The 10,080-nt window shown below is 74.0% G+C and carries 11 protein-coding genes; 8 read left to right on the top strand and 3 right to left on the bottom strand.

Features of this window, described 5'->3' with window-relative positions:
- The coding region (locus RYN42_RS07750; protein WP_315095154.1) for a M17 family metallopeptidase at window positions 1–1,196 on the top strand (1,196 nt) is incomplete at its 5' end.
- 52 nt (window positions 1,197–1,248) lie between these two features.
- Here the strand turns inward: RYN42_RS07750 and RYN42_RS07745 are convergent.
- Together RYN42_RS07745 and RYN42_RS07740 are read right to left on the bottom strand one after the other, a co-directional pair.
- On the bottom strand, window positions 1,249–2,121 hold the full coding sequence (locus RYN42_RS07745; RefSeq protein ID WP_315095153.1) for an alpha/beta hydrolase: 873 nt from the start codon (window positions 2,119–2,121) through the stop codon (window positions 1,249–1,251).
- A 179-nt stretch (window positions 2,122–2,300) separates the two neighbouring features.
- On the bottom strand, window positions 2,301–2,933 hold the full coding sequence (locus RYN42_RS07740; RefSeq protein WP_315095159.1) for an O-methyltransferase: 633 nt from the start codon (window positions 2,931–2,933) through the stop codon (window positions 2,301–2,303).
- Window positions 2,934–3,105: 172 nt separating this feature from the next.
- On the opposite strand from RYN42_RS07740, the gene sigE reads away from it, so the two are divergent.
- From sigE to RYN42_RS07705, 7 genes are all read left to right on the top strand, one after another.
- Complete coding sequence (sigE, locus tag RYN42_RS07735; protein ID WP_315095151.1) at window positions 3,106–3,723, top strand: RNA polymerase sigma factor SigE; 618 nt, start codon at window positions 3,106–3,108, stop codon at window positions 3,721–3,723.
- Window positions 3,720–4,697: a zf-HC2 domain-containing protein gene (locus tag RYN42_RS07730; RefSeq protein ID WP_315095149.1), complete on the top strand. Its 978-nt coding sequence runs from the start codon at window positions 3,720–3,722 to the stop codon at window positions 4,695–4,697. Before sigE ends, RYN42_RS07730 begins: the two co-directional genes overlap by 4 nt.
- Window positions 4,694–6,142, top strand: a complete 1,449-nt coding sequence (locus RYN42_RS07725; RefSeq protein WP_315095147.1) for a trypsin-like peptidase domain-containing protein — start codon at window positions 4,694–4,696, stop codon at window positions 6,140–6,142. The genes RYN42_RS07730 and RYN42_RS07725 overlap by 4 nt, the downstream gene beginning before the upstream one ends.
- A 61-nt stretch (window positions 6,143–6,203) precedes the next feature.
- On the top strand, window positions 6,204–6,590 hold the full coding sequence (locus RYN42_RS07720) for a twin-arginine translocase TatA/TatE family subunit (protein ID WP_315095145.1): 387 nt from the start codon (window positions 6,204–6,206) through the stop codon (window positions 6,588–6,590).
- 77 nt (window positions 6,591–6,667) lie between these two features.
- Complete coding sequence (trpS, locus tag RYN42_RS07715; RefSeq protein WP_315095144.1) at window positions 6,668–7,708, top strand: tryptophan--tRNA ligase; 1,041 nt, start codon at window positions 6,668–6,670, stop codon at window positions 7,706–7,708.
- Entirely contained in the window at window positions 7,705–8,277 is a 573-nt protein-coding gene (locus RYN42_RS07710) for a 2'-5' RNA ligase family protein (protein WP_315095142.1), read from the top strand. Before trpS ends, RYN42_RS07710 begins: the two co-directional genes overlap by 4 nt.
- Window positions 8,278–8,286: 9 nt before the next feature.
- The gene (locus tag RYN42_RS07705) at window positions 8,287–9,336 is read left to right on the top strand and encodes a YihY/virulence factor BrkB family protein (RefSeq protein WP_315095141.1); all 1,050 of its coding nucleotides are present in this window, start codon (window positions 8,287–8,289) and stop codon (window positions 9,334–9,336) included.
- On the opposite strand, the gene RYN42_RS07700 is transcribed toward RYN42_RS07705, so the two are convergent.
- A complete protein-coding gene (locus RYN42_RS07700; RefSeq protein WP_315095139.1) occupies window positions 9,284–10,072 on the bottom strand; it encodes a phosphotransferase in 789 nt (262 codons plus the stop codon). The genes RYN42_RS07705 and RYN42_RS07700 overlap by 53 nt on opposite strands.
- Between the last annotated feature and the right edge of the window lie 8 nt (window positions 10,073–10,080).

Below are 10,080 nucleotides of genomic sequence, written 5' to 3'. Positions count from 1 at the left end.
CCCGCGGGCTGCGCACGGTGGTGACGACGCTCGGCGCCGAGGCGAACCAGGACGACTCCGCCGCCGCGACCGCCGCCCGGGCGGTGGCTGAGGGGTACCTGCTCGCGGCCTACGCGCCGCCGAGGGCGTCGGCCAAGGACGCCCCGACCCGCGAGGTCGCGGACCTCGTCCTGCTCGGTCGCGACGGCATGCGTCCCGCCGCCGCGGTCGCGGAGGGTCGCACCGCCGCCACGGCCACCTGGCTGGTCCGGGACCTGGCGACCACCCCGGCCAGCACCAAGACCCCGGCCTGGCTGGCCGACCAGGCGAAGCGGCTGGCGACGAAGGCGGGCCTCGAGGTCGTCGTGCGCGGACCGCGCGAGCTGGCGGCCGAGGGGTTCGGCGGGATCCTCGCTGTCGGCGCCGGCTCGGCGTCGCCACCCCGGCTGGTCACGGTGACGTACTCGCCGCCGACCGCCGGCGGGCAGCACGTGGTCGTCGTGGGCAAGGGCATCACGTTCGACACCGGCGGCCTCTCGATCAAGCCGCGCGAGGCCATGGTGCCGATGAAGACCGACATGACCGGGGCCGCCGTCGCGCTGGCCACCGTGCTCGGTGCCGCCGCCGCCGGGGTCGCCCACCGGGTCACCGCGGTGCTGCCGCTCGCCGAGAACCATGTCGGTGGCGCCTCCTACCGCCCCGGCGACGTCCTGACGATGTGGGGCGGCACCACCGTCGAGATCGCCAACACCGACGCCGAGGGTCGCCTGGTCCTGGCCGACGCCCTGGCCTGGGCGGACGCCACCCTCGACCCGGACGTGCTCATCGACGTCGCCACGCTCACCGGCGCCGCGACCCTCGGCCTGGGCAAGCAGCACGCCGCGCTCTACTCCGCCGACGCCGGCCTGGTGAGCTCCCTGCTGGCGGCGGCCGACGCCTCCGGCGAGCTGGCGTGGCACATGCCGCTGGTCGAGGAGTACGAGGAGGCCGTGTCCTCCGCCATCGCCGACCTGCGCCACGTCCCCGTCGACAAGCACATCGGTGGCGGGTCGATCACCGCCGCGCTGTTCCTGCGGCACTTCGTCGGTGCGCGGACGTGGGCGCACCTGGACATCGCCGGGCCCGCCCGCGCGACCTCCGACCGGCACGAGGTCACCGAGGGTGCGACCGGCTTCGGCGCCCGACTGCTGCTGCGGTTCCTGGACGACCTGCGCTGACGGCGTCGGCCCCGCACCGTCCCGTGGGTCGGTGCGGGGCTCGTCCGCGCGATCAGAACGGGCAGCTGGTGCTCACGGCGGAGAGTGCAGAGCCGGACGGCGCCGGGCAGAGGAACTGCGTGTAGCGGGTGTCAGCGTCGACGAACCGCTTGAGCCAGGCGATCGAGTACTCGGCGATCGTCGTGTTGGAGGTGTTGGGCGCGAAGTGGCTGGCTCCCCGCAGCTCCAGGTAGGTGCGCGGGGTCGACGCCGGCAGGGTCTGGTAGAACGGCCGGGCGTGCGACGCGACCGAGGCGACGGAGTCGTTCTGCGCACCGATGACCAGGGTCGGGGTGGTGACCTCGGGCCAGGTCTTGTCGATGTTCCAGGGCGTCAGCGGGATCGCCGCCTTGAGCGACGGACGGTCCTTGACGGCCTCCAGGGTTCCGCCGCCGCCCATCGAGTGGCCCATGACGGCGACCCGGCCGGCGTCGATCCGGTCGGCCGCCGAGCTCCGCTGGGTCAGGTAGTCGGCGGCCGCGAGCAGCTGGTCACCCCGGGACGCGGGCTGGTCGTAGACCGTCGTCGTGTCGATGGTGAACACGACGAACCCCTGCGACGCGATCCGCGGCCCGAGCCAGGCGATGCTCGACTGCCTCGCCGTGTAGCCGGGGGCGACGACGACCGCACCGAACGTGCCCTGCGACCGGTCCGACGGGTAGTAGATGGTGCCCCCGCCGAAGCCGCTGACCAGGTACCGCGAGACCGACGACTGGGAGACGGCGAACGCGCCGCGTGCGGCTTCGATGCTGGCCCAGGTCGGTGCCGGTCCGCGCTCGTACGGGTTGTCGGCAGCGACGGCGGGACCGGCGACCCCGCCGACCGCGACCGTGGTGAGGAGTGCAGCGGTGGCGACGGCCCGCCGCCAGAAGATCGGAGATGTCACGACGTTGTGTCCTCTCGTGGGTGCCCCGCCCGCGACCGGCGACTGCGAGGCGCTGATGGGGAGCTGCCTCCTCTCGAAGCAAACCGACCGGTCGGTATCAGCACCGTAGCAACGAGGAGGCACTGCTGTCACGAGGGTGGGTCATCGCGTCATGCGTCGGAGCACAACCCGCCGAGAGCTCAGCGCTTGACGGCGACCAGGAGCCCGTCGCCCGTGGGCAGGAGGGCGGGGAGCAGGCGGTCGTCGGCACGCACGATGCGGCCGACCTCGCGGATGGTCGTCGTCGTCTCGTCCCGTCGCGCGGGGTCGGCCACCCGGTCGTGCCACAGGGCGTTGTCCACCGCGAGCACGCCACCGGGCCGCAGCAGGCGCACCGCCTGCTCGACGTAGCCCGGGTAGCTCTCCTTGTCGGCGTCGACGAACACGAGGTCGTAGCCGCCGTCGGTCAGTCGCGGCACCACCTCGAGGGCGCGGCCGGAGATCGTCCGCGTCCGGGTCGGCTTGACGCGCTCCTCGGCGAACGCCTCCTTGGCGGCACGCTGGTGCTCGACCTCGAGGTCGATGGTGGTGAGCACGCCGTCCGCCGGCATGCCGCGCAGCAGGTAGAGGGAGCCGACGCCGGCACCGGTGCCGATCTCGACGACGGCCCGCGCCGCCACGGCGGCGGCCAGCACGCTCAGCGCAGCGCCGGACCCGGGCAGGACGGGCGTGCACCCGAGCTGCGCGGCACGCTCACGGGCACGCAGCAGGATGTCGTCCTCCGGCAGGAACTCCTCGCAGTAGACCCAGCTCTGGGCCTTGTCGGTGGAGATGGCTGCCTCCTGGGCGGGACGGGGTGGAGCTGCAACGGTCGTCGACCAGAGTAGTCGCGGCGCCCCGCCGGACGCGGGAGGCGGTCGGCTCCGCCGAGGGCGGAACTTCTGGGGCCCCGCAGGCGTTCCTACCGTTCGAGGCTCACAGGTCCACCTGGGACACTGGGGCACGATGTCACGTACCGAGGAGACCCGTCCTGTGGCCAGCCAGCCCGCCACCCAGCCCGCCGCCTGGCAGGCTCCGTCGTGGGAGGAGATCGTCCGCGACCACTCCGCGCGGGTGTACCGGCTGGCCTACCGGCTCACCGGCAACAAGCACGACGCCGAGGACCTCACGCAGGAGACGTTCGTCCGCGTGTTCCGTTCCCTGCACTCCTACACGCCCGGCACGTTCGAGGGCTGGCTGCACCGGATCACCACCAACCTGTTCCTCGACCAGGCACGCCGGCGCCAGCGCATCCGCATGGACGCCATGGGTGAGGACTCCGAGCGGTACGCCTCGGGCGACCAGCTGGGAGCTCCTGAGCGCGCGTTCGAGCACGGCAACCTCGACCTCGACATCCAGCGCGCCCTCGACGACCTGCCGCCGGAGTACCGCGCGGCCGTCGTGCTGTGTGACATCGAGGGACTCTCCTACGAGGAGATCGCGGTCACGCTCGGGATCAAGCTGGGCACCGTCCGGTCCCGCATCCACCGCGCCCGCGCGCGGCTGCGCGTCTCTCTCGAGCACCGCGCGCCGACCACCTTCGTCGACTCCGCCGACGCGTCCCCGCTGACGGTCCTCGGATGAGCCACCTCGGGTCGCGGATCAGCGCGCTGGCCGACGGGCAGCTCTCGGTGGCGGACACCGAGAAGGCCCTCGCGCACGTCGCCGTCTGCCCCGAGTGCTGCGCCGAGCTGGCCGCCTCCCGTGCGGCCCGGCGCGCCCTGGCGTCCGCCGACGAGGTGGAGCCGGCGCCCGACCTGACGGCGCGCCTGCTCTCGCTCGCCGCCGGCGCGGACCTGTGCGGCAGCGACCCCTTCGCCCCGCCGGGGCGGCAGTCCCGCGACGAGCTGGCCTCCTACGGGGTGGCGAGCGGCGGGCTGGGTGCCCGCGGGTGGCGCGCGGGCGGCTCGTTGCGCGGGGACGTCGGGCACCGGCGGTCGGCGGTCCGGCTCGCCGCCGGCTCGATGGCCGGTCTCGGTGCCGTGGCGGCGATGCTCTTCGTCCTCGGCGAGCGGCCCGACGTCGTGCCGACCGTCCACCCCGGCGTCGACCTCGGCCTGCTCGGCCAGGCGATCACCGCGGGTCCGCCGCCGACCACCGGCGTCTCGGGCACGGCCGACCGCACGGAGGGCGTGACCGAGACGGTGTCGTGGCTGCGCGAGCACGCGTGGTCGTTCCCCGCCGCGCTGCCCGACGGGTGGTCGGTGACCTCCGTGCGCTGGGCGGAGGACGACTCGCGCGTGCTGGAGGTCGACGTGCGCGCCGCCGACGGGACCTCCTTCGTGGTCACCGAGCAGCAGGGGCGCCTCGAGACGAGCGCCCTGGCCGGTGCGCCGACGAGCGAGGTCGGTGGCCGGGAGGTGTACGTCCTGTCCTACGAGCCGTGGCACGTCGTGTGGCAGTCGGACGCAACCGTGGTCCAGGTGGTCGGCTCGCAGTCCTCGGCGTCGGGCGAGACACTTGTGGGAGCCTTTCCGGGCGGCGCCTTCGACGACGGCGTGCCCGCGCGGATCACGCGCGGCTGGAACACCGTGGCAGGAGCGCTCGAACGACCATGACGACCCCCGACGACGCGCACGCCGCGGCACCGGACCCCGGGACCGACCCGGTCGCGGCGCCGACCAGCCCGTTCGCGTCGCCGTCGGGACGTCGTGACCTCCCGCCCACGCCGGCGCTCCCGGAAACCACCGCGCCGCGCGAGCCCTCTACGGCATCGCGCGCGCCCGGGACGCACTGGTCCGTGCCGCACGGCTCGCTGCCGCCGACCGGGGCCCCGAGCCCGTACGGGTCGACGGCGCAGCAGCCGGGTGCCCCGTGGGCGGGGATGCCGGACGCGGCACCCGTGCCCGAGCGGGGGCCGCACGACGTCCCGCCGGTCGTGGTGCACCGCAGGCGCCGACGCTCCCTCTCCCTCGTGTGGATCGCGCCGCTCGTCGTGCTGGCCCTCGCGGCGGGCGCGGTCGGCGGCGTCCTCGGCGCGCGCCTGGACGAGGACGACCACCTCGCGGACGCGGGTCTGCCCGTGGCGCCCGTGGGAGCCGGACCGGTCGAGCGCGCCCCGGAGTCGGTGGCGGGGATCGCCTCGCGCGTGCTGCCCAGCGTGGTCTCGATCCAGGTCGACGGCCTCGGGGGCAGCGCCACCGGGTCGGGCTTCGTGCTGCGCGGCGACGGGTACCTGGTCACCAACAACCACGTGATCGCCCAGGCGGACGGGGCGGACGCCACGACGATCACGGTGACGTTCGTCGACGGCAGCGAGCAGGAGGCGACGATCGTGGGCCGCACGGCCGACTACGACCTCGCGGTGCTCAAGGTCGACGTGCAGGGCCTGACGCCCCTGCTGCTCGGTGACTCCGACGGCGTGGTGGTCGGGGACGCCGTCGTGGCCGTCGGTGCTCCGCTCGGCCTGGCCGGGACCGTGACCACGGGCATCGTCAGCGCGCTCAACAGGCCCGTGTCCGCGGGCGAGTCGGACGACCCCGACGACCAGGCGTTCATCAACGCGATCCAGACCGACGCCGCGATCAACCCCGGCAACTCCGGCGGTCCGCTGGTGAACCTGGCCGGCGAGGTCATCGGGATCAACTCGGCCATCGCCCAGCCGCCGGGCTCCACCTCGATCGTCGGCGGGAGCATAGGGCTGGGGTTCGCCATCCCCTCGAACCAGGTGCGCCGCACCGCGGACCAGCTCATCGAGTCCGGTCGGGCGACGTACCCGATCATCGGCGTGCTGCTGGACCAGCGGTACACCGGCGAGGGCGTGCAGGTCTCGTCGGCCGCGCAGCAGGGACGGGAGCCGGTCTCCGCCGACGGCCCTGCGGAGCGCGCCGGCATCCACCCCGGGGACGTCATCCTGGCCATCGACGGACGCCCCGTGACCGACCCGGACGAGCTCATCGTGGCGATCCGTGCGCGCACGCCGGGGGACACCATCGTGCTGCGCGTCCGCAGCGGCTCCGACGAGCGCGACGTGCGCGTCCAGCTGGACGAGTCGCCCACGTAGGCAGGCTCGACCGTCGGTCGGCCCGGGCCCCCGGCGCAGGCCGCAGGGGTAGTCTGACCCGGTGTTCGGGATCAACGGCGGTGAGCTGCTGGTGCTGCTCGTCGTCGCCGCGCTGGTCATCGGCCCCGAGCGGCTCCCCGGCTACGCCGAGCAGCTGGGACAGTGGGTCCGCCGGGGGCGGGCGTTCGTCCGGGACGCCAAGGCGCGCGTGGACGAGGAGCTGGCCGAGGAGGTCGGCGACGTCGACTGGGCCGCGCTCGACCCCCGCAAGTACGACCCGCGCAGGATCGTGCGGGACGCCCTCCTCGAGGACGACCCGCCCCGGCCCGTCCGACCGCCCGCCAGCCGTCCGGTGACGGGTACCGGCGCCGCCCGCGCCGCCACGGGTGGGGCTGCGGCCGCAGCGGTCCCGCCGACGCCGGCACCGTACGACGACGAGGCCACCTGACACCGGTCCGCACCCGTCCTCCCCCTCCCGGGCGGCATCCGGCACGCCGGGTCCGCCCGCCCTGACAGAATGGTCCGATGGTCTTGGCGCCGCAGCAGTCGCGCATCTTCTCGGGGATGCAGCCCACGTCCGACTCCCTCCACCTGGGCAACTACCTGGGCGCGCTGACGCAGTGGGTCGCCCTGCAGGAGGAGCACGACGCCATCTACTGCGTCGTGGACCTGCACGCCCTGACGGTGAGCCCCGACCCGTCCGTGCTGCGCGACCGCACCCGCCGCACCGCCGCGCAGTACCTGGCCGCGGGCGTGGACCCGGCTCGCTCGATCCTGTTCGTGCAGTCGCAGGTGCCGGAGCACGCGGAGCTGGCCTGGTTGCTCTCGTGCCACACGGGGTTCGGCGAGGCCAACCGGATGACGCAGTTCAAGGACAAGTCCGGCAAGCACGGCGCCGAGGGCACCACCGTCGGCCTGTTCACCTACCCGGTGCTCATGGCGGCGGACATCCTCCTGTACGACACCACGCTCGTGCCCGTGGGGGAGGACCAGCGCCAGCACCTGGAGCTGACCCGGGACCTCGCGCAGCGGCTGAACTCCCGGTTCGGGCCGGACACCGTGGTGGTGCCGGAGCCGCACATCGTGAAGGCGACCGCGAAGATCTACGACCTGCAGGACCCGGCGGCCAAGATGAGCAAGTCGGCGGGCAGCCCGAACGGCCTCATCGAGCTGCTCGACGACCCCAAGGTCGTCGCCAAGCGGATCCGGTCGGCGGTCACCGACGCGGACCGGGAGATCCGCTTCGATCCTGAGGGCAAGGCGGGCGTCTCCAATTTGCTCACCATCTACTCGGCGCTCACCGGCCGGGAGATCCCGGCGCTCGAGGCCGACTACGCGGGCAAGGGGTACGGCGACCTGAAGGTCGACCTGGCCAACGTCGTCGTGGACTTCCTCGCGCCGTTCCAGGCCCGCGTGCACGGGTATCTGGCGGACCCGGCGTCGCTCGACGACGTGCTCTCCGACGGTGCCGACCGGGCGAGCGAGCTGGCCGGGGCGACGCTCGAGCGGCTGTACGACCGCAGCGGTCTGCTGCCCCGCCGCGCGCGCACCCGGGTGGGCGCGTGAGGCTGCCGGAACGGTCCGGCGACCAGCTCCGGATCGGCGTCGCGATCACCGTGCCGGAGCCGTACGGCTCGGTGCTGCAGGCCGCGCGGGCGCGGTTCGGTGACCCGTGGGCCGAGTTCATCCCGCCGCACATCACGCTGCTGGGCCCCACCGTGATCGAGCACGACGAGATCCTGACCGTCGACGAGCACCTCGCCGCCGTCGCGCAGCAGCACGCACCGTTCGTGATCCGCCTGCGGGGGACGGCGACGTTCCGGCCGGTCTCACCCGTGGTGTTCGTCCGCGTGACCGAGGGGGCTCCCGGCTGCGAGGGCCTGGAGCGCAGCGTCCGCTCGGGCGTCCTCGCCCAGGAGCTCCGGTTCCGGTACCACCCGCACGTCACGGTCGCGCACGAGGTTCCGGACGACCAGCTGGACGCGGCGTTCGACGGGCTGGGCGACTTCGACGCCTCCTTCGTCGCCGACAGCTTCCACAGCTACGCCCACGGCGACGACGGCGTCTGGCGGCCCGCTCGTGACTTCACTCTCACCGGGTCGCCCGCAGATGCCGGGGTCGTCGCCGCGACCTAGGGTCGGGTCATGGCAGCCGACGGCACGCGTCCTGCGACCGGTGCCGGGGCCGCCCACGCGCACGCCACGGCGGTGGCTCCGGACCCCTCGCCGCCGACGCCGCGCGTGTCGCTCGTGGCGCGGGTGCAGAAGCTGCTCGCGTGGTGGCAGCACAGCCGTGCCGGCCGCGCCAACGCCCGGTTCGGGTCCCGCGGTGGCGGGGTGCTCACCGGCGGCATCGCGTACGCCGCCCTGTTCTCCGTGTTCGCCGCGCTGACCATCAGCTACACCGTCTTCATGGCCGTCCTCGGCGGGAACGACGCGCTGCGCCAGAGGGTGCTGGACTCCGTCAACGCGTCGCTGCCGGGGCTCCTCGACACCGGTGACGACACGGGAATGATCGACCCGGACTCCCTCGAGCTCAGCGGCGGGCTGACGCTCACCGGGATCGTGGCGGTCGTCGTCCTGCTGGTCAGCGCGATCGCCGTGATGGCGGCCCTGCGCACGGCGCTGCGGGCGATGTTCGCCGACGACGGGCCGGGCGGGAACGTGGTGCTCGGCAAGGCCCGGGAGCTCGGGGGCTTCGTGGGCATGGGGGTCGCGATCCTGCTCTCGGCGGTGCTGACCACCGCAGTGGCGTCGGCCGCGCAGTGGGTGCTCGACGCGCTCGGGTGGGGCGGGTCGACCGCGGTCGTGCTCCGGGTGGTCGCGGTCCTGGTGGGCCTCCTCATCGACGCCTCGATCTTCCTGCTGCTGGTCAAGGTGCTCGCCGGGGAGGATCCCGCGTGGCGTGACCTGTGGCGCGGTGCGGTCATCGCGGCGGTCGGGATGGGCGCGGTCCGGATCCTCGGTACCTCCGTGGTGGCCGGCAGCGTGAGCCGGAACCCCCTGTTCACGTCCGTGGCCGTGATCGTCACGCTGCTGGTGTGGATCAACCTCATCGCCCGCATCGTGCTGCTCGCGGCCGCGTGGACGGCCGACCCGCCGTTCGTCGGCCCCCCGTCGACCGACGAGCCGGACGGCGAGGTCAGCGGTCGAGAGCCTGGTGCAGGACCGGGAGCCGACCGCGCAGCACCGTGAGCCGTGCGCGGGTGGCCGCGGGCTCGCCGACCGTGCCGAGCCGCAGCATGCCCGGGTCGCCCGCCGCCTGGGCCGCCGCGATCTTGTCGGCGGCGCCGGTCATGCGCACCAGCACGTGGTCGAGCAGCGCGTGCGGGTCGAGGCCGCCGCCGTAGCCGTCCGCCGTGGTGCGCAGGCCGTGCGCGACCTCGTCGGCGTCGGCGTCCGGGAAGAGGACCGCGCCGTTCCACGCGAAGATCGCGACGTCGTCCAGCGGGATCCCGGGCCCGGCGACGTCCCAGTCGAAGACGCCTGCCAGCTCCTCGCCGTCGAACGCCATGTTGTACATCGCGGTGTCGTGGTGGCACACGATCTCCCCGGGGGCCAGGGCGCGCTCGAGGAACCGCCACCGCCGGCTGTCGCGCGGGAAGCCGGCGACCGTCGCGTGGTACTCGCGCAGCCACGCCATCGCCGAGCGCACCTGGGCATCGCTCAGAGTCTCGCGGCCGATGTCCAGCACCCGTCCGGGCAGGAACGTGAGGATCTCCCGGTCGCGGTCGTCGATGCCGAGCACCCGGGGGATGCGGCCGAGTCCCGCGTCGTCGAGGAACCGCAGCAGCTCGTGCACCGCCGGGGTCCACGGGCCGGTCGGTCGGCGCACCGTGTCCCCCACGCGGACGGCGCCGCCGACGTTCCCGCCGGGCAGGGGGATCTCGTCCTCGGGGCCGGAGGGTGGGGACGGGAGGTCAGCGGGCACGGGAGATC

Origin of the sequence: uncultured Cellulomonas sp., from assembly GCF_963527515.1 — a bacterium.
GTDB lineage: Bacteria > Actinomycetota > Actinomycetes > Actinomycetales > Cellulomonadaceae > Cellulomonas.
This window is presented reverse-complemented; position numbering and strand designations above follow the sequence as displayed.